The 20,916-nt window shown below is 57.4% G+C and carries 22 protein-coding genes; 9 read left to right on the top strand and 13 right to left on the bottom strand.

Annotated features, from left to right (window positions below; translation table 11 throughout):
- Window positions 1-190 precede the first annotated feature (190 nt).
- From DVJ77_RS01135 to DVJ77_RS01115, 5 genes are all read right to left on the bottom strand, one after another.
- A complete protein-coding gene (locus tag DVJ77_RS01135; RefSeq protein WP_114843628.1) occupies window positions 191-520 on the bottom strand; it encodes a hypothetical protein in 330 nt (109 codons plus the stop codon).
- Window positions 521-580: 60 nt separating this feature from the next.
- Window positions 581-1,099: a hypothetical protein gene (locus tag DVJ77_RS01130; RefSeq protein ID WP_114843627.1), complete on the bottom strand. Its 519-nt coding sequence runs from the start codon at window positions 1,097-1,099 to the stop codon at window positions 581-583.
- Between the two features lie 30 nt (window positions 1,100-1,129).
- Window positions 1,130-1,483: a hypothetical protein gene (locus DVJ77_RS01125; RefSeq protein WP_114843626.1), complete on the bottom strand. Its 354-nt coding sequence runs from the start codon at window positions 1,481-1,483 to the stop codon at window positions 1,130-1,132.
- A gap of 465 nt (window positions 1,484-1,948) precedes the next feature.
- Window positions 1,949-2,344 (bottom strand): RidA family protein, encoded by a 396-nt coding sequence (locus DVJ77_RS01120; RefSeq protein ID WP_114843625.1) that lies wholly within the window; start codon window positions 2,342-2,344, stop codon window positions 1,949-1,951.
- Window positions 2,345-2,687: 343 nt separating this feature from the next.
- Window positions 2,688-3,356: a dihydrofolate reductase family protein gene (locus tag DVJ77_RS01115; protein WP_225427709.1), complete on the bottom strand. Its 669-nt coding sequence runs from the start codon at window positions 3,354-3,356 to the stop codon at window positions 2,688-2,690.
- 311 nt (window positions 3,357-3,667) lie between these two features.
- Here DVJ77_RS01115 and DVJ77_RS20980 point away from each other — a divergent pair, with 311 nt between their 5' ends.
- Entirely contained in the window at window positions 3,668-4,072 is a 405-nt protein-coding gene (locus DVJ77_RS20980) for a DUF6232 family protein (RefSeq protein ID WP_162791318.1), read from the top strand.
- Between the two features lie 156 nt (window positions 4,073-4,228).
- Here the strand turns inward: DVJ77_RS20980 and DVJ77_RS01105 are convergent, their stop codons facing one another.
- Window positions 4,229-4,633 (bottom strand): hypothetical protein, encoded by a 405-nt coding sequence (locus DVJ77_RS01105; RefSeq protein ID WP_114843623.1) that lies wholly within the window; start codon window positions 4,631-4,633, stop codon window positions 4,229-4,231.
- A gap of 378 nt (window positions 4,634-5,011) precedes the next feature.
- Here DVJ77_RS01105 and DVJ77_RS01100 point away from each other — a divergent pair, with 378 nt between their 5' ends.
- Both DVJ77_RS01100 and DVJ77_RS01095 read left to right on the top strand, forming a co-directional pair.
- Window positions 5,012-6,619: an MASE1 domain-containing protein gene (locus DVJ77_RS01100; RefSeq protein ID WP_162791317.1), complete on the top strand. Its 1,608-nt coding sequence runs from the start codon at window positions 5,012-5,014 to the stop codon at window positions 6,617-6,619.
- A gap of 34 nt (window positions 6,620-6,653) precedes the next feature.
- A complete protein-coding gene (locus DVJ77_RS01095) occupies window positions 6,654-7,190 on the top strand; it encodes a hypothetical protein (RefSeq protein WP_162791316.1) in 537 nt (178 codons plus the stop codon).
- A 152-nt stretch (window positions 7,191-7,342) separates the two neighbouring features.
- Here DVJ77_RS01095 and rsgA read toward each other — a convergent pair whose 3' ends face one another.
- Window positions 7,343-8,404, bottom strand: coding sequence for a ribosome small subunit-dependent GTPase A (gene rsgA / locus DVJ77_RS01090; RefSeq protein WP_114843620.1), 1,062 nt, complete (start codon window positions 8,402-8,404; stop codon window positions 7,343-7,345).
- Between the two features lie 358 nt (window positions 8,405-8,762).
- The gene (locus tag DVJ77_RS01085) at window positions 8,763-10,574 is read right to left on the bottom strand and encodes an alkaline phosphatase family protein (protein WP_114843619.1); all 1,812 of its coding nucleotides are present in this window, start codon (window positions 10,572-10,574) and stop codon (window positions 8,763-8,765) included.
- Window positions 10,575-11,198: 624 nt separating this feature from the next.
- Between DVJ77_RS01085 and DVJ77_RS01080 the strand changes: the two genes are divergently transcribed.
- On the top strand, window positions 11,199-11,585 hold the full coding sequence (locus DVJ77_RS01080; protein WP_114843618.1) for a hypothetical protein: 387 nt from the start codon (window positions 11,199-11,201) through the stop codon (window positions 11,583-11,585).
- A gap of 51 nt (window positions 11,586-11,636) precedes the next feature.
- Here the strand turns inward: DVJ77_RS01080 and DVJ77_RS01075 are convergent, their stop codons facing one another.
- The 3 genes from DVJ77_RS01075 to DVJ77_RS01065 all read right to left on the bottom strand — a co-directional run bounded on the left by DVJ77_RS01075 (window position 11,637) and on the right by DVJ77_RS01065 (window position 13,535).
- Window positions 11,637-12,236 (bottom strand): DUF1579 domain-containing protein, encoded by a 600-nt coding sequence (locus DVJ77_RS01075; RefSeq protein ID WP_162791315.1) that lies wholly within the window; start codon window positions 12,234-12,236, stop codon window positions 11,637-11,639.
- Between the two features lie 56 nt (window positions 12,237-12,292).
- Complete coding sequence (locus DVJ77_RS01070) at window positions 12,293-12,904, bottom strand: DUF1579 family protein (RefSeq protein WP_114843616.1); 612 nt, start codon at window positions 12,902-12,904, stop codon at window positions 12,293-12,295.
- Window positions 12,905-13,088: 184 nt separating this feature from the next.
- Window positions 13,089-13,535, bottom strand: a complete 447-nt coding sequence (locus DVJ77_RS01065) for an H-NS histone family protein (protein WP_114843615.1) — start codon at window positions 13,533-13,535, stop codon at window positions 13,089-13,091.
- 135 nt (window positions 13,536-13,670) lie between these two features.
- On the opposite strand from DVJ77_RS01065, the gene DVJ77_RS01060 reads away from it, so the two are divergent.
- The 5 genes from DVJ77_RS01060 to DVJ77_RS01040 all read left to right on the top strand — a co-directional run bounded on the left by DVJ77_RS01060 (window position 13,671) and on the right by DVJ77_RS01040 (window position 17,967).
- Entirely contained in the window at window positions 13,671-14,003 is a 333-nt protein-coding gene (locus DVJ77_RS01060; protein WP_114843614.1) for a VOC family protein, read from the top strand.
- A 3-nt stretch (window positions 14,004-14,006) separates the two neighbouring features.
- Complete coding sequence (locus DVJ77_RS01055) at window positions 14,007-14,591, top strand: YdeI/OmpD-associated family protein (protein WP_114843613.1); 585 nt, start codon at window positions 14,007-14,009, stop codon at window positions 14,589-14,591.
- Window positions 14,592-14,660: 69 nt separating this feature from the next.
- Window positions 14,661-15,182 (top strand): dihydrofolate reductase family protein, encoded by a 522-nt coding sequence (locus DVJ77_RS01050; protein ID WP_114843612.1) that lies wholly within the window; start codon window positions 14,661-14,663, stop codon window positions 15,180-15,182.
- 90 nt (window positions 15,183-15,272) lie between these two features.
- Window positions 15,273-17,726: a heavy metal translocating P-type ATPase gene (locus DVJ77_RS01045; protein WP_225427707.1), complete on the top strand. Its 2,454-nt coding sequence runs from the start codon at window positions 15,273-15,275 to the stop codon at window positions 17,724-17,726.
- 31 nt (window positions 17,727-17,757) lie between these two features.
- Complete coding sequence (locus DVJ77_RS01040) at window positions 17,758-17,967, top strand: heavy-metal-associated domain-containing protein (RefSeq protein WP_114843610.1); 210 nt, start codon at window positions 17,758-17,760, stop codon at window positions 17,965-17,967.
- A gap of 34 nt (window positions 17,968-18,001) precedes the next feature.
- On the opposite strand, the gene DVJ77_RS01035 is transcribed toward DVJ77_RS01040, so the two are convergent.
- Both DVJ77_RS01035 and DVJ77_RS01030 read right to left on the bottom strand, forming a co-directional pair.
- Window positions 18,002-19,204 carry a cation:proton antiporter gene (locus DVJ77_RS01035; RefSeq protein ID WP_114843609.1) on the bottom strand — a complete coding sequence of 401 codons (1,203 nt, stop codon included), beginning with the start codon at window positions 19,202-19,204 and terminating at the stop codon, window positions 18,002-18,004.
- An 87-nt stretch (window positions 19,205-19,291) separates the two neighbouring features.
- The gene (locus DVJ77_RS01030; RefSeq protein ID WP_114843608.1) at window positions 19,292-20,746 is read right to left on the bottom strand and encodes an MFS transporter; all 1,455 of its coding nucleotides are present in this window, start codon (window positions 20,744-20,746) and stop codon (window positions 19,292-19,294) included.
- Between the last annotated feature and the right edge of the window lie 170 nt (window positions 20,747-20,916).

The raw sequence follows: 20,916 nt of genomic DNA, 5'->3' as shown, positions 1-20,916 counted from the left end.
TTAACGAAACAGCTCACTCAAATGCCGCTGCGGAAATTCCGCAGGAAGCACAGGTAAGTTCAGTGCGTTGAATAGGTAGGGGGAGTTCACGTATGGCGAAGTTCCGGGCCACCTTGAAATCAAAGGTGTCAGAGTCATTTAATAATGTCTCTGACACCTTGTTGCTGCGTTCCGACCTAAGCAAATATCCTCACTGCAACCAGACCTGCGTGGCAGTCTCGCGATCTCCCCAAGCATCGCAGGCGTTGTTCCCATTAACGGCAACGGCACGATCTGCATTTACTGCAGTGAGAAGCATGGCGTAGATCGCTTTGCCTTCGGCAGTGCCCGTATTGACCGCCCAATCCGTGGGAATGCTGGCGCAAACTGGGGAGCCCGTATGGGTTGGGGTGCTGAAAATCACGATACCCCCTTGGACAGAACCAATTTGGGTCACTTTCCCGCTACCGTTTCCAGCGATGGCGGCGGTAGATACGCAAGTGACAAGAATGACGAGAATTGCACTCTTCAACGTTTTCAAATGCTTACTCCTTTGCTGATTCTATTGTCCAAGTCGTGTGGTTATGTCGACCTGTATCGCCTAGTTGAGGATCGTGTCAATGATCGGGGTGATGCTCGGATACCTGGCATTGATCGTTACAGGAGCCGATGTCGAGCCGTTGGAAAATTTGTCATCCACGACAAATTGAGCAGATAGGCTGTGCGGCCCGGTTTGATTGGGCAGGTTGTAGGCGAATGAGACAGTCGAAAGCCGGCTCAGGAAGTAGCGGTAAGTGATGACGCCACATGACCCATCCGAGTAGCAGATAGGGACATTGTCGTAATAGACAAAGACGTTCTGCGCTGTGGATCCGTTGATTTGAATCTGGCGAATGACGGTAGATCCGTCGCGGAAAACGAGCGTTCCACCACCGCGGCCGGTGGGATCCATGACCAAGTAAGGGCCGCCGCTAAGGGTCGCACTGACCGTGACGGGTTTACCTGGGATAGCCTTTCCTGTGACCGCCAGGGTGGTGGTTGTATCGTTTCTCGCAAAAGCGGTGCTTACTGATAGAAGGCAAATCAGTAATGCCGCCGTAAGCTTCGGCAACAGTGTCATGCATGCACTCCAGTGTGTTGACGGGTTGCGTCACTTGAGTAGCGAGATGCCCAGAATCATCGGGCGGCCCTGGCGGCAATTTTGATTGGAGATGATGACCTCGACCGGAGTCCCGTTCGTGTAGGCAGTTAGCGCCGCTGCGTAGAAGGTCTTGTATCCGGGGTCGGTGCCATCAATCGAATATAGGTCTGTGTTTGAGCAGCCGGCGGGATTGACGGCAGTGTTACCGGATGTGGAAATACCGAAGCTATCTGTGCCCCAGCCTGTAGACATTCGATTGACGTAAATTTGGCCAGAGCTCGATTGAGCAAAGATACTTCCGCTCATTGCGATAGCTGTGATGGCAGCGCACGAGACGATCAAGCTTTTGATTGTATTACGCATAGCTAACTCCTTAGGTTCTCCCCCGAGAAGTGACCAGCGTTATCTAACGACCCCACCTTACGGAATAGGATTATTCGCAAATTCTTGTAGGGGTTCGCTGATTTATGGACAGAGGTAGGCGATGAAGGGAAAGACACAGCACGAGTTGCAGCAGGCTATTCGGTCTTACGTGACCACGCTGAAGCGACAGGCCATTGCCGGCATGCTCAGCACGTATGTGATCTTTGATCCCACCGAAGCGGCCTCGTTACATGATTCGCCATGTGGAGTGCCCTTTTACGTTGGCCAAGGCCACTTTATTTCCCGCGCGAAAAGGCATCTCAGCGGCAATTCTGGCCGGCCGACCCGCAAGCGTATCGCTCGGAATCAAAGGTGTCAGAGTCATTTAATAATGTCTCTGACACGTTATTCCTCAGTAGCCTACGGTTTGTCCACTGCGTCCCTGGAGAGCTCTCGGTGGTGCGGTCAATCAATGACTGCGATCGCATCAACCTCGATCAGATAGCCTGGGGACAGCGACGTTACGCCGAGTACCACGTCTGCTGGCTTGTGATCTCCAAACAGCGTTTTGCGGGCTTCTTCGATAATTGGCAAGCATTCGTCGCGTTCGTAATTGACGACGTAGATTGTGATTCTTGCGACCTGCTCGGGTCTGGCGTCGGCAGCAGCAAGTGCACGGCCAAGATTGGCATACACCTGGCGCGCCTGAGCTGCAAGATCACCATGTCCAACGAGATTGCCGTTGATGTCTTCGGGCTCCTGGCCCGAGACAAACACCAACTTGCTACCCGTCGCAACGACGACCTGAGTGTACGTTTGCTGAGGCGGCAGATCACTGGGATTGATGCATTTGAGCGTCATAGATTACGTCTCCTGGCGGTGGCAGGAACTGGGTGGGTTTGCGTAAGCCATTGTCAAGTCAAAGGTGTCGGAGCCTGAGGTATCCACAGGTTTTCAAGCCGCGACGCCCATCTGATCGAAGATGAGCGCGCTCGGATATCGTAAGCGATGCATGAGGTAGCGTATGTCGGGTATTGGCCATCGTCGAGCGAGTGCTTCGCGCCCCACTCTTATTAAGGAGTGGAGGCGTTGCACGCTACGACGCGGCGATAGCCATTGGTCAAATCAAAGGTGACCGGGCCATTTAACAATGTCTCTGACACCTTAATTCCACGGTTATTTCTCGTCGTCCACGCGCGACGGTTCATGCCGGCTGGTAAACGGTTGCCACGACGCCAGAGCCGAAGGGAGTCGTGCTGATTAGGCGCAGATCAACTGGGCTGTATAGTCTGGAGAACAGAGGTTGGCCTCGTCCTAGTACAATCGGATGAATGACGAGTCGATATTCATCAATGAGGCCGGATGCAACGAGGCTTTGGGCGAACTGAGCGCCTCCATGCGCAAGAATGAAATTGCCCGGCTGTTCCTTCAGTCGGAGAACTTCCTCCGCGAGATCGCCGCTTGCCACCGTGGGTTCGGCCCAGGACTGCAGGACCACGGCTGTTGGCGTGACGCCAGGCCGCCCCCCAATGCGATCCGCTTTTGCATCGGCGAGCGCACGTGTCGTCCGATCCACCTGCGTACCGTCCTTAATCCCTTTCCTCGAAAAAATGATCTTGGAAATGTCGTTCATCGCCGGGGCAAGCGGGGAGTCCGAATACGGCCAGAACGCCGCCATGTCGTAATAGGTGCGGCTCCCCATCATGTGCGCGCCGGCTTCGCGAAGCGTATTGACAATCCACTCCCCGGCGGTGGGATCGCCCATTGTCCTAAATATCCAGTCAATCTCGCCGTTAGGTCCGCCGACAAAGCCGTCCAGGGAGACGGACATCTTCAATATCAGCTTTCTCTTTGTTGCCGTTGAGGCAGCCACAATTCCTCCTTAGTCTTGCGCTAGTTGGTAGAGCTAGGATGTCAATGTCGATTTGGCCTCCTCATAGAACAACGACGAACGGCGGGTGCACATTTCGACACGGTCCGAAAAATCTAAGGTGTCAAAGTCATTTAATAAGTGTCTCTGACGCCTTAATCCATCCTGATAAAGGTGCCAGGCCGTATAACTTCCCGGCGATCAATTTGACGTATTCAACGCCACGCATAGGAACGACTGGCTCTGAATATGTCGTGTGCCGTACATTGTCGTATGCTGGATCAGGGGATCAATGGAATGTCACAGGGGGTCATATGTCAGATGTAATGCCACTGCCGCTCGCGGAGAGCACGTTTTTTTCAGAAGGCGACGTGCTGGTCACTAACGCCAGGCTCGTATCGAGCGGACACACATACGCTATCGCTGGGGTTACTTCGGTTAAGGCGGTTGTGGAGCCAGCTAAATTAACCGGAGTGGGTTGGGCATTTCTTGGTGCGATCGTTCTGTTGATCGCGTTATCGAACGGGTGGGTGATGGGTATCGTTCTTGGTGCGATCACCTTGGTGGCCGGCATCCTAGTCGCCAAGTCCCAGAAGGCAACGCACCATCTTATTCTGCATAGCTCATCAGGCGAGGTACGGGCGATCAGTTCGCAGGATGGTGGCTTCATTGCGCGCATCCTGGCTGCCGTCAACAACGCGATCATCTCGCGCTCGTAGCGCCGTTGCCGAGCGCTGACCGGATTCGTGGCGAGACGGGAGTGGGAGGTAAGGTGTCAGAGTCATTTAATAGCGTCTTTGACATCTTGTTCGCCAAGGAAAAGCCCCGCCAACGCGGGGCTTTTCCTTGGCGAGTAATAAATCGTTACAGACAGGTCAGGGCTTGCCGGCGTTAACAGGATCGTCCGCTAACGGCACCCCAGGATTAATCTTTAATAGCTCCTGAGTAGCAAACATCAACGACCCTGGTTGAACTTGAAGCAGCAACTGCTCCCCATCCAGAGTTATATCGACTGGCACTTGATGGATGTCCCCATTCAAATTGACAAAAGCTACCCCTTGGTACTTGTTGCCTTTGGCATGCGTAACATAGACGCGTCCAACAATCATATGTAGCTGATTGATAGGTGCAGTGGTGTCGAGGCGGTGCTGCATCGTTTCGGCAGCTTTGAGACCAACCGCATTGTTGCTTGGTCGATCAAAGTACAGGTATGCCCCCATGGCGCAGGCAATGACTACTGCCAGTACAGCCAATGAGCTGCGGGTGCTTAGCGGTTTCATTCATTCCCTTATGTACGATCAATGTCCTTGATGGAGTGGCTCGCAAGGCTCATAAAGCCTCTGGTTTGCGAAGCTGGGGCACTCCAGGTACTCGATCAGCCATATGCAGCTTATCCTTAGCGGTCTAACCTGCGTAAGAGTTTCCTCGGTTGTCCTCGATCGATTGCGTGGCGGCTTTCTCTACCTGCTGCCAGATCAAAGGGCTCAAATCAATAGAAGCCAAAAACATTTTTAGTTAACCCTGACTCCTTCTTCACATCCGACTTCCTATACTGTTTCCAACAAATTTCACGCAGATTTCATGTCTCATAGGCTTTGCTAGTAGGAATGCCCAAGAGGCAGGGGGAAACAGTAACCGAGCATGGGAGCCAGGGGACTATGGGGATAGGTAAGGGATGGCTGCGCCAGGTGGCGGTGGTTGCCGCTTATGCGTTGAGCTACGGGCTGTTACGGCAGGTTTCATTCGCGCATTGGTTTTTGCCAGCCGGATTGCGGCTGCTATGCCTTTTGTTCGTTCCCTATCGGTACTGGCCGGCAATGATTGTTGGCGAGATGCTGCCGTTGGCGCAGATCAGCTACGACTGCCTTGACCAATTCGGGCCGACGTACGCATTGATAAAGCTCTTTCCGCCGATCGCCCTGGCGATGCCTATCGTTCACTGGGCTCGCTCGCGTTTGTCGCTGTTTGACGGGCAACGATCCGTGCGAGTCGGTGTCTTGCTGTTGTGCACGCTGCTGGTATCCCTGGCCACTGCTGCGCGAGACATCAGTTTCTTATACACCGCCCGCGAGCAAGCGCCCGGCGATAACCCGGTGTTCTGGCAGTGGGGTAGCCAGTACTTCTTGGGCAACTACCTGGGCATTCTTACCATCGTGCCGCTGGCCCTGCTGCTTAGGGATATTTGGCGTGAGGGTAGCCTTCGCACCCTGGGTAAACGCTTGGCCAGCAACCGCCTGGTGCTCGACAGCATAGGGTTGCTGCTGCCGGCGTTGACCCTGTTGACGTGGGTGGCTGCCAATGTGAAAGGTGACTTCAGCTTTGTAGCGCGCATGGCCATGTTTATGCCGGTGGCTTGGATGGCTTTGCGGCATGGTTGGAGTGGTGCGGCCCTGGGCGGCTCAGTGGCCAGCCTTGGTATTGCGCTGATTACGCCTGCGGAATTCGATGTCGTGACGATGCAGTCACAGGTGTTTATATCCTTCGCCATCACGACCCTGCTGATGCTGGGTGCGCGTATAGCAACGCTTCACGCGCGTGATGATCGGGAGCGGGTCGATGGCCGGCTGGCGCTTCAACTGGCCCAGCAAGGTCTATACCTGGGCGAGCTTCGTATGCGGCAGACCGCTGATGCCTTGGAGCAGGTCGGCAGCGCGATTCAACAATCGCACAGTCGCTTCCTGGCCCGTCTGCATAATTTGCTGTCGGCTACCGAAGAGCGCACTTACTACCGGCAGGCCATCGCCACGCAGCAACAGGTTTTTCGCTTGGCCGATAGCCTCTATCCGCGTACATGGCAGAGCCGCGGGTTTCCCTCGACCTTGAAAAATGGCCCCATCGCCAAGGCCATGGACGATATGGGCATCGCGTTTGATTGCGAGCTGTCGGGGCGTGGCTTGAGCCGGCTCGATCCCGGTGTACAGATAGCGCTTTACCGCCTTGCTTGCGAGTCGGTGGTGCAACTGTTTGAACCATCACCGGCCATTACCGAGCTGCGCATCGTTCTGCGCGGTGGCGAGACGCGCGACCGGCGCTGGGTGGTTCTGAGAATAGATGTGACGTTCGATCGTACCAAGGCTCTCATCGAGCCGAAGCAGAATGAAAGGGAAGAGCTGACCTATCGTTTGGGTGTCGGCGGTCTCGGTCTGGACGCAATTCGCGATCGGGCGCGCATTTATGGTGGCGCAGTACATACGCGCGCTATACCTAAGGGTGCTCGTCTGGCGTTATTGCTGCACGATACGACTAGACCCGTCACTTTGAATTGATATGTTGCCAGGTAAGTACATAGAGGGCCGCGTCATGATCCGTTTTGAATACAAACTCCGCAGCGCCCTATTGATCGGGTTGCTTACAGCTACTGCATGGACTGCCCATGCACAGACAACACCACAGGTCGAAGTCAGCGACCTCGGCAATACTAACCCCCAGGCCGCCGACGTCAGCGTAAGCCCGAACTGGCACGTCTACGTGTTTCACCGCGACGGGATCAAGTACGTACAGATCAACGATCAACAAGATCAGGTGCGGGCCGCGTTTGCGACAAGGAATGGACTGTATCTGGTGCTGCCCATCGGCAGCGATGCACAACAAGTGTCCACCCCACAGCAGCCGCTTGCGTTCAACGGTGCGGCCGCGCTTGGCGAAACGGTTTATCTCGACAGCTCGGTAAAGGTCGTGATGGCACCGCAAAGCGGTGGCGTGCAGTGGCAAGTGCAAGCGGTCGTTGCACCGATCAATACGAAGTCAATCAGCATTCCGCAGATACAGATACAGATGCAGATGCAGACCGCGACTTGCAAGCTGCAAAGTTGCGGTGGCGACTTCATGGCCTATTGAGGTCGGCGTAGGTTGGGGTGAGCGCAAGCGAACCCCAACAGATGCAGGCAATGGCATGTTGGGGTTCGCTTGCGCTCACCCCAACCTACGTGCTTCGAAAGGGGCCGCGTCATTTAAGAATGGCGCGGCCCTTTTTTGTGCCTCAGAACGCGTCAACGACCTTGTCTGTCGCGTTTGGCTCGCATCGCGGTTCGCGACATGGTGCCGAACTGACGGTCTCGTTCATGGCGTTCCTTAGTGCTAAGCGTCGCATTGACGGCCTCACGTTGCAGCTTGAAGTAGTTGGCGAATCGCCGCCCATCCAGCTCGCCATCGGCCATGGCGCTTACGATGGCGCAACCTTCATCGCTCTCGTGGCGGCAGTCGCGAAACCGGCACTGCGCCGCCAGGGTTTCGATGTCGTCAAATACCGCGCTCATGCCGGTACTCGCCGCTCCGATGCGAAGTTCACGCATGCCCGGCGTGTCGATCACCCACGCGCCGGAGGCTAACGCATACATCTCGCGTGAGGTCGTGGTGTGCCGACCCTTGGCATCGTCTTCACGGATAGCTGCCGTCAACCGCGTGGTGTCCCCGACCAGCATGTTCGTCAGTGTCGATTTACCAACCCCGGACGAGCCGATGAAAGCTACCGTTTGCCCGCTCTGCAGCCAAGGCCGCAGTTGGGCGATAGACGTTGCATCGGTGGCATTGACCATCAATAGCGTGACGGATGGAGCGACCTGTCGCGCGGCATCGGCATAATGGTTGGCATCGGCACACATATCCGGTTTTGTGAGAATGACCACCGGTGTCACCGCTGCCTCGAATGCAAGCGCGAGATAACGCTCCAGGCGCGACGGATTAAAGTCGTCGTTACAAGAGGTAACGATGAACAAAGTGTCGAGATTGGCCGCGATGGATTGCAGGCGGTGATCGCTTCCCGCTGCCACGCGGGCAATCAACGACTGTCGCTCGATCAGGCGCAGCATCCTCGATGCATCTTGTTCGACCATCACCCAGTCGCCGACAGTGATCGCTGTTTCGGCCATCGCGGCGCGTTGCGGTGGCAACGCTACCAAGGCTGCCCCTTGTGAAGACAACACGGCCAATCCATTGCGATGCACGCCGACGACGCGAGCTGGATAACCCGCTTCGAAATCGTCGATCGTCAGATGTTGAGCATAGGCCGGCCGCCAGCCAAGCTGGTGTAGCGAAAAAATCTGAGTAGACATGAAAACCCTTGAGGCAAAGCGGAACGTATCGACCTCCCAAGGTGGGAAGCCAAACGGAGTGCCAGGGTTCAACGCTCAGAGGGCCAGCCAGAAGGCCAGCAGAGCAATCAGGACAGAAGCAGCGTCGACCCGGCGGGGATTAGGACTTCAACATTCATAGTTTTCTTGACCTCGCTCGGGTGAAGTGGAAGGGATGCGCAGGGTAGTGGTGTATGGTGCTTTGCGCAACCATGACGAACGACATACGCATCGGTTGGGAGTTGGGGTGAGTGTGAGCGAACTCCAACATGTCACGGTCGGCCCACGTTGGGGTTCGCTTTGCTCCCCCCAACGTGTCATAGGTGTCGCCGTGAGTCGATCAGGGCGATACGTTGAAACTTACCGGCCCACTCAACACGCTATAGCCATCCTGATACAGGTACCACGCTGTATAGCTTCCCGGCGCTAGATTCGATGTGTTGAACGACACGTTGCCATTCGCGGTGGGAACGTACTGCCAAACGATGGAGGATTGTGATCCTGGTGTATTGCCGGCGCTGTAAATCCCCACCCAATTGGTTGCGCTCAACTGGGTGTCGGTGGTCGCATAGTCGAGCATGATGTTGCCGCCTTGCGGCACTGTGGCCGTGCTGGTGGATAGTGTCGGCGTCGATGCTGGCGGTGTGGCGGCTGCGAACGCATCGTTAAGCGGCGTGGCGTAGGTATCGTTGGCGGTCAATGCGGAAAGGCCCAGGGCCTGCTCGATCGTGCGACCCACGCTGAAGTGGTTGTAGCTGGCGGCGCTGCCATAGCCAGCCCGGACGGCGCCCTGTGAATCGACCAGGATGGTTGCAATGTGATTGCCGGAGCTGTTGGATTTATCTGCAGACTCATCCCAGGTAAGAATCAGCAGCGAGTGCTGGCCGGTCCAGGCGGGGGAGTTGAAAATCGGCTGTAGGGTTTGTTTCAGCCAACCATCTTGTACCTTCAGGCTGGCCGACGAGCCGTTGCCGGAGGCTTCGCCGTCGTAGTAATCGTCGGCGGCCAGCCAGGCGAAATTCGGCGTGCTGGCGATGCTCTGCAAATCGTTATTGAGTTGGCTTAGATCGACCAGATGCGCCTGGCAGCGGGTGGGGTTGGTGCTGATATTGGTGAAGTTGATGAAGGGGGCATCATCGGGTGCGTAATACGAATCGTAGTTTTTGTTCGTATTGCACGGCGTACCCATGCCTTGCTCATAGGCTTTCCAGGTCTTGCCGATGGCCTCCAGACGGTCACCCAGATGCGGCGAGGTGACATGGATATTCGGATAGTAGATCGCGCCCTGCACGAAATTGTCGCCGCCGGCGATGGCGAGGTAATTCTCGTCGCTGGGGTGGTAGGTTCCACTGGAATTCAACAACAAGGTGCCGCGATTGGCCAGGCTGTTGATAAAGGGCGCATCGGTGGTATCGCCGATGACTTGCCCGTAGCTGGTGTTCTCCATCATCACCACAAACACGTGGTCGAAGGCGGGCACGTTGGCTGCCGGGGCGGTTAGCGTGGGTACGGGCACCGGCGTGGAGAGCGTAAGCGACAGATTGTCGGCATAGCCGATGTTGTAAGAGGCGCTGGTGTCAGCGAAACGCAAAAGCACTGAAATCGAACGGGTGCCGGCGGGTACCGGGTTGCTGATCGCCCGCGCCAGAAAAGCATTGCTGTAACCGCGATCGGCCGCGGTCACGGTGGGTACGGTGGCCGAGGAGCCCAGCGGGTTGCCGTTGGCATCGAGAAAGGTCGCGCTCAACACGGTATGTGCGCTGTAACCGCCGTAGCCGCCCAGCCAGCCGGACAGCGTATAACTTGCCGTGCCGGCATCGATAACGGCGCTGGCTGCCGATACATCTACGCGTTGACTCAGTGCTGAATCACCATAGGGGCCGTCGGCGATAAACGCCTTGCCGCGTGCTGGCGTGCTGGGCGTGGCAAAACTGGCGGCGGTGTAGCACACGACACTCGGGTTGCCTTGCAGCACAGTCCAGCCCGGCACGGTAGTCACGGCGTTCCAGTCCGAGGTGCATGCAGCGGCTTCGCCGTCTGCGCCAACGAGCAAGTTCCCGCTAGTGGATGCCGCGGCCAGCGCTGGGCTTGTCGGGTACAACGCAGCGGTCAGTAGTACGGCAGCCAATGCCGCAACATACGTTGCCTTCATGGAGTCATCACCTGTGAGCGCCCGTCATTGAGCCGCTTTATGCTCCTGTCCGTAGATGACAGCCATACGCGCGAGGCAATCGAAACATAGTGCGACTGGCCTGATTCGGCCAAGCGTCTTTGCGTCGAGCCGGCCACACGAACCCCGCCTACGGCAGGGTCCGCACGCTACCGGCTTATGAGGGATGCTTCGTAGGGGCCGACCAAGGTGCCTCCGGTCGGTAGGTTGGGCTGAACAAAGTGATGCCCAACGTTGCGCAACATTGAGGTTTGCCGTGATACCCAGCATGGCGCACGTTGGGGTTCGTTTGCACTCACCCCAACCTACATCGAGGCAGAGCGCCCAAGGTAAAGAGGGCGGAGTCATTTTTACATGACTCTGTTTTTCATTGAATTTAAAAATATAGTAATAAATACGGTTATGAATAAGAATTTTAGGTGAGTTTATCGTGAATCACGTATTTATTACTTGCTAATCGTGGTAAATGGTTTTCTTCACAATCTGTATGCATTGCAAAATATAAAAGACCGGGGCACCTCGGGGGTTGCTCTTAAATTGTCGAGTCGGAAAAGGGACGCTTGCCGAGGTCTCTAGGCTGGTCAACTCAATGAAAGGAAGATAGCGATGATAATTAAGAGCGGTTTACTGCGTGTCTGCGTCGCCGGCGCATTATTGTTTGCTGGCTCGGCTCAGGCCGGGTGTTGGAGCTATCAGTCGGGCCCCACCTATGACTCGCGCTGGTATTTGGGCGTGGACAACGTAGCAGACGGCGATGACGCATCCCTGCTTACAGATAACGCCCTGCTGCAGCAGAAATTTCCCAGCCAGTGCGGTGGGCAGTTTGGCTGCGATGTGGTTTCGTACAGCATCCAATGGGGTAACGGCAGTTGGAGTGCGCCGTACTATCCCGGCGTGAACGATACCGATTGGGTGGTCAATACCGGCGGTTATCAGCGTCGTGTGTGGTCGTACTTTTACGATCACAATTTCCAGATGACATATTGCAACTGATCGCTATGGCATGCCGTGGATATTATCCACGGCATGCTTTTTGAGTGGCATTTACGCCATTCGCGTATAGCGCATCACCCAGTTGGTCTCCCAGGTCTTGCCGTGGTCGGTTGAATAGGCCTGCTCCCATTGGCATGTGCTGGGCGTGATAGGCGTAAACAGGCCGCGCGAGGTAACCGGTTTGCCTTCGTAGGTCTCTTCGGAAAGAAAGGTGCCGACGCCGTTGGCGAAGCGGCCTGTACCCGGCGCATCGATTTGGGTGGGGTCGCGACCGTCGAGGTACCAGTCGGCCCAGTTGCCGGTCTTCGCGTCGAATGCCCGCAGGCCCATGCCGCGATAGGTGCCGTTGGCACGGTTTACCACGGTCTCGTTCAAGTTGACGATGCCACCGAGCAGCGACAGGCAATGGCTGGTGCCGTCGAACTCCTCCCAATCATGGTTACCTACGAGCCGCTGCTTCAGTCGGCGATGCTTGACGTGCCAGTTGCCGAGGAAGAAATCAAAGTCGTGCTCTGGGCCGGTGCCGCCGGCACTCGGCTTGGCAAGGTCTTCGGCGAACAGTGTGCTTGCATGGCCTAGTGTCATAAGGGCCGGAACGGCCGCGAGGGACCATTGCATGAGGCGGCGGCGGTCTGGATTATCTGTCGTCATGGTCTCACCAAGCGGATGGTTGGAAGAAACATCGGGCAGGGTGGCGTGGTATCGGCTCAACCGGTCTTGGTGAAATAGGCGATCCAGTTGGTCTCCCAGGTCTTGCCGCCGTCGGGGGAGAACGCCTGCTCCCATTGGAGTGTGGTGGCTGTGATGTTTAGCCATCTGAAACGCACCTTGATCGGTTTCCCGTTAAAGGTGTCGTTGGCATAAAAGGTGCCGATGCCGTTTTCAAAGCTACCCACGACCGGTACGTCGATCTGGGTCGGACGATTTCCGTCGAGCCACCAGATCGACCATGTCTGCGATGCGGGGTCGAAGGCACGCAAAGTGACACCGCTATAAATCACCCCGTCTGGCATGGTGAAGACGTTGTCGGTCATGTTGCCGTGACCATTGAGAACCGGCCGCACCGTTTGGCTGCCTTCGAATTCGATCCATTGGTTATTGCCGGCAAGCCGTTCTTTCAAGCGGCGTTGCTTTGAATGCCAGGTACCGAAAAACTTGTCGAAGTCGTGGACGTGATCGAACGCGGCGACGGTGGGTTGGGCGGTGATCTTAGTGGCCGGCCCGGCGTTGACCGTAAAGGCCAGCACGCACGTGGCGGCGAGGCCTGCGAGTGTGCTTATGAATACGCGGCGACGTGGGATCGAAAAGAAAGGGGGCATTCGAAATACCTTCGTCTGGATGATGCGCCGGAGGGTGCACTCAATCGGCGAAGGCCGGAAGGGCCATTTACGTTGCCCGGATGAGGCCATTGGCGCTACATCGGATGGCGATGCCGCCCTAAAGAAAAGCCCCGCAAGATCGCTCTTGCGGGGCTTGGGTAAGCGCTGCCGGTGACCGCTCAGATTAGCGTTTGGCAGCCTTTTTCTTGGCGACTGCCTTTTTGGCAGGTGCTTTAACGGCTTTCTTGGTCGGTTTTGCGGCCGTCTTTTTGGCCGGCGCGGGTGCCTTGGATGCACCGGCAATCAGCAGGTTTTCAGCGGTGACGCCACGGCGTTTCAGCGCGGCGATGAACCACAACGGGCGCTTGCCACGGCCGGACCAGGTCTGGCTGGCATCGTCCGGGTTGCGGTATTTCGGGGCGACTGGATTCTTCGTGCCGCCCTTGCTGCCCTTGCCGCCACGGGTCGGATAGACGTCTGCGAGGGTTAGCCCATTGCTGTGCAGCAGGGCATCGATTTTGCTCCGAACGTCTTTGACCTGGCCGGCGCGGGCGGTGTGCATTTGCGACTGCGCATTGGCAATCAGAGCCTGAAGTTCTTTCGGTGACAAGGTATCGAGATTAAGGGCCATGGTGGTTCTCTTCGTTAGGGCGGGTGTCAGTCTACGACAATATGGCGCTGAAAGAGGCGGTTTTGCCCATTTTCAATGAAGATACAACCCTTCAGACTCGATATCTGATTAAGCTGTCCTATCGGGAGATCGCGCATGGCCAGTACATTTGAATCCTCACGCGACGTCATTATCCGAACCGAAGACTGGGCCGGGGCGACGACGTTTTATGGGTCGGTTCTAGGTTTGCCGGTGGCGAGCCGCAGCGACGCCTTAATCGGCTTTGAGACCGGTGCCTTTCGTCTCTATGTTGAAAAAGGTAAAGCACATGGGCCGGTTTTTGAGTACCTCGTTCCCGATGTTCAAGCTGCAAAGCAGAGGTTGATTGCCGCGGGCTGCATCGTCGTCGAAGAGGACGCCTCCATGCCGCGTTGCTATATCCGAGATCCCTATGGAATCGTCTTCAACATCGGTCAAGCGCCTGAGTAGCCTATGCCCACTGCAACAGCCCGCGAGCCCATATTATCTTGCGAGACCAAGGCCGTCTGGGCCGCGTGGCTTGCCAAGAATCATCGAGCCTCGAAGGGTATCTGGCTGCGCTTTGCCAAAAAAGGGGCGGATACACCCTCAGTTACCTATGCAGAAGCCATCGACGTTGCGCTGTGTTACGGGTGGATAGATGGCCAGAAGCAAGCGGACAACGAGTATTTCTGGCTGCAGCGATTTACACCCCGGTCGGCAAAAAGCATTTGGTCGAAGATTAACCGCGACAAGGCCACCAAGCTGATCGCGAGCCGTCAAATGAGAGCAGCAGGGCTCAAGGAGATTGAGCGTGCCAAGCAGGACGGGCGTTGGGAGGCGGCTTATGATGGGGCGAAAACCGCCGTGATACCCGTCGATTTCCAGGCTGCGCTCGATGGCAACGCCCAAGCCAAGGCATTTTTCGCGGCCCTTAATAGCTCGAATAGATACGCCATGCTTTTCAGGATTCACAACGCGAAAAAGCTTGAGACGCGCGAGCGTCGCATTCAGACGTTCATACAGATGTTGGCGAATGGCGAAAAGCTTCACCCCTAGGTTGATCGGGCCGGCTTGAGCGCCGCGGTCTATCGATGGGTTTCAGTGGCAGCATCGAGAGGTTCTGCAATGAAAGCATCCGTATTTGTCGGCATCAGCATCGATGGCTTTATGGCTCGGGCTAATGGTGCTTTGGATTTTCTTCCGCCGGATGGTGGCGAGCCGCATGGCTATGAAGAGTTTATGGCCACGGTGGATGCCTTGGTGATTGGGCGCAAGACATACGAGACGGTCTTGGGCTTTGATACCTGGCCATACGGTGAAAAACGCGTTTTCGTACTCAGCACGCATCCGTTGGCAACAGCCCCGAGTGGGGCGACGGTGGAGCGGATGTCCGGGCCTGCCGAGGATGTCGCCTCCGATCTTGCCGCTCGCGGCATCGGGCATGCCTACGTGGATGGGGGAATCACCATACAAGGGTTTCTCCGGGCAGGACTTATCCAGCGGCTTATCATCACGCGCGTCCCCGTACTCATCGGCACAGGGATCGCTCTTTTTGGCGCCCTTGCGCATGACATCGCGCTCAGGCACATCGCCACGCGCCAGTACGCCAGTGGTCTTGTGCAAAGTGAGTATGAGGTTGTGGGCTAGTTACATGCCCCTCCCCCTGCCTGCAGGGGGGGGCAGTCTGGTCAAGAAAACACTTGACTCTGGACCTATGTCCAAGACTTAGCATGGGTCATGACCCAAGCAATCTCCCCCTTAGCAACACGGCATCCGGCCGCTCAGGCGCGTCCGACGATCGCCAACTTTTCAGTGCTCGGCATGACCTGCGCGGCATGTGCGGGCAGTATCGAGCGTGTGCTTAATAAGCTTCCGAGCGTCCATGCCCGTGTGAACTTCGCCAGCGAGCAGGTGCAGGTGGACTATGACCATAGCCAAGTCTCGCCGGATACCTTGATCGAAAGCATCGGCAAGGCCGGTTTTAGCGTGCCGCAGGCATCAGTGACCTTGGCGATCACCGGGATGAGTTGCGCCTCCTGCGCGGTAAGTATTGAGACATCGCTGAATCAATTGCCCGGTGTAACCGCTACGGTCAATTTCGCCTCGGCCAAGGCACACGTGGCATATACCGAAGGCTTGATGGAAGTACGTAAGCTGATTGAACGCATTCGTCAGGCCGGTTATGACGCGACGGAACAGCGTGAGGTGGATGACGCCGAGATGGCCGCTCGCGAGGTACGCGAGAAAAAGGCGTGGAGGCAACAACTTGGCATGTTTGCTGTGGCGGCGGCACTGACGTTGCCGTTGTTGCTGCAAATGTTTTTTATGTTGGGCGATACGCAGCACGGTGAAATGTCGATGGATTTGTTGCCGCGCTGGCTGCAATGGCTGTTGGCCACGCCGGTGCAGTTATGGATCGGCGCAGGCTTTTATCGGGCGGCATTCAAATCGCTGCGCGCAGGCCGCGCCAACATGGATGTGCTGGTAGTGCTGGGTACTAGCGCGGCTTATCTCTACAGCGCGGTACTTACGGCGTTTTCATGGACAGGCCATGTGTATTTTGAAGCCAGCGCCGCGATTATCACGCTGATCTTGTTGGGTCGATTGCTGGAGGCCCGCGCTAAGCGCAAAACATCGTCGGCTATCCGTGCGCTGCTGCGGCTGCGCCCCAAGCGAGCGAAGTTGGAGCGCGATGGGCAGTTGATCGAGGTGGATGCGGGCAGCCTGCGCATGGGCGATATTTTTGTAGTGGCCGCTGGTGAAAGCATCCCGGTGGATGGTGAAGTGCTTGGCGGCCATTCGCGGGTGGACGAGGCGATGCTGTCGGGTGAGAGCATGCCGGTGAGCAAGGCGCCGGGCAGTCGTATCTATGCCGCCACGGTGAATCAGCTTGGCATGCTGCGCGCCAAGGCCACCGGGGTGGGCGCCGATACTTTGCTGGCGCAAATCATCCGCATGGTGGATGAGGCGCAGGGTTCGAAGGCGCCGATCCAGCATCTGGTCGACAAGATCGCGTCGGTGTTTGTGCCAGTGGTGATCGCTATCGCGTTGCTGACATTTGCGATCACCTGGTGGGTAAGCGGAGCTTTCGCTACGGCCTTGGTGCATGCCGTGGCGGTGCTGGTCATTGCCTGCCCTTGTGCGTTGGGCCTGGCGACGCCGACCGCGATCATGGTCGGTACGGGCCTGGGCGCGCGCCACGGTATTTTGATTCGTAACGCTGAAGTGCTGGAGCGTGCGCGTTCGCTGCGTAGCCTGGTATTGGATAAGACCGGCACCCTTACACGCGGGCGCCCTGAATTGACCGATGTACTGATCGCAGATGACACGTCGATCCCGCAGGTACTGCAATGGGCGGCAACGCTGGAGGGTGGTTCGGATCATCCCCTGGCGCGTGCGATTACTCGGCGCGCGCAAGATGAGTCGGTGACACTGCTTGCTGTCGATACGTTGGAGACGGTGCCAGGCAAGGGCATTCGCGGCCTTGTCGGCGATAGCGAGGTCATCCTCGGCTCCCCGGCTTGGTTGGCTGAGTGCAGCGTCGTTGTGGATACGGAGCTGGATGGCAAGCTGGATGCATTGCTGGCGCAAGCCAAGACAGTGGTCGGGCTGGCGGTGAATGGCCGCGCAAAGGCCTGGCTGGCGATAACCGATCCATTGCGCGAGACGGCTCATGCGGCTGTAGCGCGATTGAAGGCCAGTGGCCTGGCGGTACTGATGCTGACCGGCGATAACCGCCACACCGCGGCGGCTATCGCCGAGCAAGTGGGCATCACGCAGTTTCATGCTGAGGTGTTGCCGCAGCATAAGGCCGATCAAGTGCGCCAACTGCAAACCACGTTGGGTGGCCATGTCGGCATGGTGGGCGATGGCATTAACGATGCGCCGGCGCTGGCTGCCGCCGATGTCAGCTTTGCCATGGGGGCCGGCTCGGATATTGCGGTGAGTGCGGCCGATGTCGTGCTTATCCATGGCGATCTTAACGGCGTGGCCACGGCGATCGAGCTTTCCGCGGCAACATTGCGCAAGGTCCGTCAAAACCTGTTTTTCGCCTTTTTTTATAACGTGCTGGGTATTCCGCTGGCTGCGTTCGGCTTGCTTAGCCCAGTGATTGCCGGTGCGGCGATGGCGTTGAGTTCGATCTCGGTGGTGAGCAATTCGCTGTTGCTTAACCGCTGGCGTCAGCGTTGAGAAGAATTTTCTACACAAAGGACAAAGAGAGATGAGTCAGATTGAATGGAGCATCGGCGGCATGACGTGCGGCGGTTGTGCCAACCGACTGAAGCGCGCGCTGGAACAGGCTGATGGCGTGATGTCTGCCGAGATTACGATAGAAACCAAGCGAGCCAAGATTCATTTCGATGAGGCGCGATTGAATGCCGCCACGCTGAAAGCCTTGATTGAGAACGTGGGTTTTGTGGTGACCGTTTGATGCATTAATCGTGCTTACTTTGTCCTGTCGCGCATCAACCACTTACATTTGGAGTCTCGGCTGTATCGCTACCGCTACGCCTGAGCAGCCATGCCAACACCGGTGGCGTCACCATCGCAGTGAGCAGCGACATGGCCACGATGATGGCGTAGATGCGGTCGTTGAATACGCCTGCGGCAAGCCCGAGGCTGGCGATGACGACACCGACTTCACCGCGTGGAACCATGCCGAAGCCGACGATGGCCGCGCCACGCTTGCCCAGCGACAGGGCGCCAAGAAAGCCGCCGAGCAGTTTGGAGATGATGGCGATCACGGTGACCACGGCCAGCATGATGAGTGCATCGGCATTGGCGAGCTGTTGCAGGTCGATCTTGCTGCCGGTGATAACGAAGAAGAACGGGGTGAGCAGGGCAAGCAGGGGCATGGTCTGTTTTTCCAGCGTGTGCTGCTGGCGTGTTTCCGAGGCGATCATGCCGGCCAGAAAAGCACCGATGATGGCGGCCAGGCCGAACAAGGTGGAGACATAAGCCAAACCCAGGCACAGTGCCAGCACGATCAGCAGCGGCGATTGCGGATTGCTTGGGCGATCGAGCCAGGTCGAGTTCCAGCGCATCACGCGTGCGCCGCCAAGGCCGATCACTGCGATAAAACCGATCGCTCCGCCTAGCACCATCAGCAGGCTCATCGGGTTGAAGCCTTCGCCGCCTTGCACGGCCACCACCACGCCTAGCAGCAACATGGCAAGGATATCGTCGATGACCGCCGCGCCTAGGATCACTTTGCTTTCCGTGCGCTGCAGGGCACCCAGCTCTTGCAGCACGCGCGCGGTAATGCCGGCAGAGGTGGCAACAAAGGCCGCTGCGACGAAGAGCGATTTACCCCAATCGAACCCCGCGCTATGCGCCCATAAACTGCCCATGCCGAACGGTATCAATACGCCTAGCACGCCGACCAGGAATGCGGTTTTGCCGACGCGCTTGAGATCTTCCAGGCGGGTTTCCAAGCCCACCGAGAACAGCAGCAGCACGACACCGATTTCGGCCAGTACGTCCAGAGGCGTGCCGGTAGCGACTTGTTCGGGGGTGATCCAGCCCAACACCGAGGGACCGATGACGCAGCCGGCGGCGATCTCGCCGACCACGCCGGGCAATTTCAATCGCTGGGCGATCTCGCCGCCGATTTGAGCGGCGACGAAGACAATGAAGAGGGTAAGCAGGATGTCGCTGGCGTGATGCATGTGTAAAGTCTTTGGAAGCGAGCCAATGCCTTGAATCCTACATGCTCAAGCTCTTTCCTGCGCTCGACGCGATTCAAATGCGAGGGGCTATGGCCGGTCTGGCCGCAATTGCGCAAACACCCTGCTTGCCGCGGCAGTCGCTACGGCCAGTAGCAGTACGGTCCAACGGAAGGCGGCCACATAGTCCTCATGCGCATGCCCGTGCAGCAGCGCACCCATCAATAGCGAGGCCAGCGCGATACCGAAGCTCATCGACAAATACTGCGCGGTCGAAGACATCGACGAGGCCATCGATGCGTGCTTGATGTCGAGATCGTGGTAGATCAACGTGTTCATGGCGGTGTACTGCAAGCCCATGAAGCTGCCGTAGATAAACATCATCAACGAGATAAGCCACATCGGCGAGCCCTTGCCGAGCAAGGCAAACGAGGCTAGCAATACGGCGACAATCATCGTGTTGCCAAGCAGCAGGCGACGATAACCGTAGTGGCCCAGCAGCTTATTGATCGCCCACTTGGCGCTGATCGAACCCACCGCCTGCGGCACCATCATCAAGCCGGCCATCAGCGGCGACCAGCCGCAGCCGACCTGCAGAAACAGCACCAGCAACAGAAACATGCCGGAGACACCGAGCCGGGTGAACAGGTTGCCGGCCAAGGCAACCCAGACATTGCGAATGCGCAGCAAGCTCAGGTCGGCCACGGGATGCGGTGTGCGGCGGCTGTGCCAGACATAGATGCCGCCTATAAGCACGGCGAGCAGGCTGCTCAGGCCAATCTGCAACCATTGGCCGTGGTCGTCGCTGGCAAGCTCGGCGGCGGTGAGCAGCATCGCCGAGGCGGCGGCGAACAGCAAAAAGCCGACAAGATCGAAGCGATTGGCGCGCTCAAGCCGGTAATCGGGCATGTGCCGCTGATTCAGCCAAAAGCCGATGATGCCGAACGGCACGTTGATAAGAAAGATCAGTCGCCATGAGGTGAATTGAGCCAGTGCGCCACCGAGTAAGGGGCCAAGCACCGAGCCGAGCAAGCCGACCGTGGCCACGGTACTCATCGAGTAGACAAAATCGCGCTTGTCGATGCTGCGCACCAGCACGTACCGCCCCACCGGCATGAGCGCGGCACCGCCAAAGCCTTGCAGTACGCGCGCACCGACCAGTTGCGGCAGCGTTTGCGCCATGCCGCATAACAGCGAACCGATGGTGAAGACGGCAATGGCCGCGGCAAACACTCGGCGGGTGCCGAAGCGGTCGCATAGCCAGGGGCTGGCCGGGATAAAAATCGCCAGGGTCAGCACATAACTGGTGAGTGCCGTGCGCATGCCCAGCGGCGTCACGCGAAGTGCTTCGGCCATCGCCGGTATGGCGGTATTGACGATGGTGGAGTCCAGCGCCTGCATGAAAAACGCCGCGGCGATCAGCCAGATCAAGCCGCTATGGCGTTCGTGTGAAGGAGGTGTGAGTGGCGGTGTGGCTGCGGGGCCAAGATTGGCGTCGGCAGAAGCGGAGGCGGGTACCTCCATAGCGGCGGTGTCTTCAGGCATGGCCTACATATCATACGCCTTAACACCTGTTTTACGATCGTCGCGTAAAGCCGTTTACATGCTGTATGTAAGTCGCGCGCCCCAGTCCACCGTGTGGAATTACCGTCATCATCCGGTGATGCGTTGCAGCGCAACGCGAGTGACACGAAGGTCGCAAATCAACGCTTGTC

Origin of the sequence: Dyella tabacisoli, from assembly GCF_003350925.1 — a bacterium.
Lineage (GTDB): Bacteria > Pseudomonadota > Gammaproteobacteria > Xanthomonadales > Rhodanobacteraceae > Dyella_C > Dyella_C tabacisoli.
Note: the sequence above shows the minus strand (reverse complement) of the source record. Positions and strands in the feature narration are given on the sequence as shown.

What these genes read in the sequence shown, in the direction of transcription:
- DVJ77_RS01095 (WP_162791316.1), top strand. Translation starts at nt 6,654, where the DNA reads ATGATCCGTTTTGAATACAAACTCCGCAGCGCCCTATTGATCGGGTTG.
- DVJ77_RS20980 (WP_162791318.1), top strand. Translation starts at nt 3,668, where the DNA reads ATGTCAGATGTAATGCCACTGCCGCTCGCGGAGAGCACGTTTTTTTCA.
- DVJ77_RS01120 (WP_114843625.1), bottom strand. Translation starts at nt 2,344, where the DNA reads ATGACGCTCAAATGCATCAATCCCAGTGATCTGCCGCCTCAGCAAACG.
- DVJ77_RS01125 (WP_114843626.1), bottom strand. Translation starts at nt 1,483, where the DNA reads ATGCGTAATACAATCAAAAGCTTGATCGTCTCGTGCGCTGCCATCACA.
- DVJ77_RS01070 (WP_114843616.1), bottom strand. Translation starts at nt 12,904, where the DNA reads ATGCCCCCTTTCTTTTCGATCCCACGTCGCCGCGTATTCATAAGCACA.
- DVJ77_RS01050 (WP_114843612.1), top strand. Translation starts at nt 14,661, where the DNA reads ATGAAAGCATCCGTATTTGTCGGCATCAGCATCGATGGCTTTATGGCT.
- DVJ77_RS01060 (WP_114843614.1), top strand. Translation starts at nt 13,671, where the DNA reads ATGGCCAGTACATTTGAATCCTCACGCGACGTCATTATCCGAACCGAA.
- DVJ77_RS01075 (WP_162791315.1), bottom strand. Translation starts at nt 12,236, where the DNA reads ATGACGACAGATAATCCAGACCGCCGCCGCCTCATGCAATGGTCCCTC.
- DVJ77_RS01085 (WP_114843619.1), bottom strand. Translation starts at nt 10,574, where the DNA reads ATGAAGGCAACGTATGTTGCGGCATTGGCTGCCGTACTACTGACCGCT.
- DVJ77_RS01040 (WP_114843610.1), top strand. Translation starts at nt 17,758, where the DNA reads ATGAGTCAGATTGAATGGAGCATCGGCGGCATGACGTGCGGCGGTTGT.
- rsgA (WP_114843620.1), bottom strand. Translation starts at nt 8,404, where the DNA reads ATGTCTACTCAGATTTTTTCGCTACACCAGCTTGGCTGGCGGCCGGCC.
- DVJ77_RS01035 (WP_114843609.1), bottom strand. Translation starts at nt 19,204, where the DNA reads ATGCATCACGCCAGCGACATCCTGCTTACCCTCTTCATTGTCTTCGTC.
- DVJ77_RS01030 (WP_114843608.1), bottom strand. Translation starts at nt 20,746, where the DNA reads ATGCCTGAAGACACCGCCGCTATGGAGGTACCCGCCTCCGCTTCTGCC.
- DVJ77_RS01080 (WP_114843618.1), top strand. Translation starts at nt 11,199, where the DNA reads ATGATAATTAAGAGCGGTTTACTGCGTGTCTGCGTCGCCGGCGCATTA.
- DVJ77_RS01130 (WP_114843627.1), bottom strand. Translation starts at nt 1,099, where the DNA reads ATGACACTGTTGCCGAAGCTTACGGCGGCATTACTGATTTGCCTTCTA.
- DVJ77_RS01065 (WP_114843615.1), bottom strand. Translation starts at nt 13,535, where the DNA reads ATGGCCCTTAATCTCGATACCTTGTCACCGAAAGAACTTCAGGCTCTG.
- DVJ77_RS01045 (WP_225427707.1), top strand. Translation starts at nt 15,273, where the DNA reads ATGACCCAAGCAATCTCCCCCTTAGCAACACGGCATCCGGCCGCTCAG.
- DVJ77_RS01055 (WP_114843613.1), top strand. Translation starts at nt 14,007, where the DNA reads ATGCCCACTGCAACAGCCCGCGAGCCCATATTATCTTGCGAGACCAAG.
- DVJ77_RS01105 (WP_114843623.1), bottom strand. Translation starts at nt 4,633, where the DNA reads ATGAAACCGCTAAGCACCCGCAGCTCATTGGCTGTACTGGCAGTAGTC.
- DVJ77_RS01100 (WP_162791317.1), top strand. Translation starts at nt 5,012, where the DNA reads ATGGGGATAGGTAAGGGATGGCTGCGCCAGGTGGCGGTGGTTGCCGCT.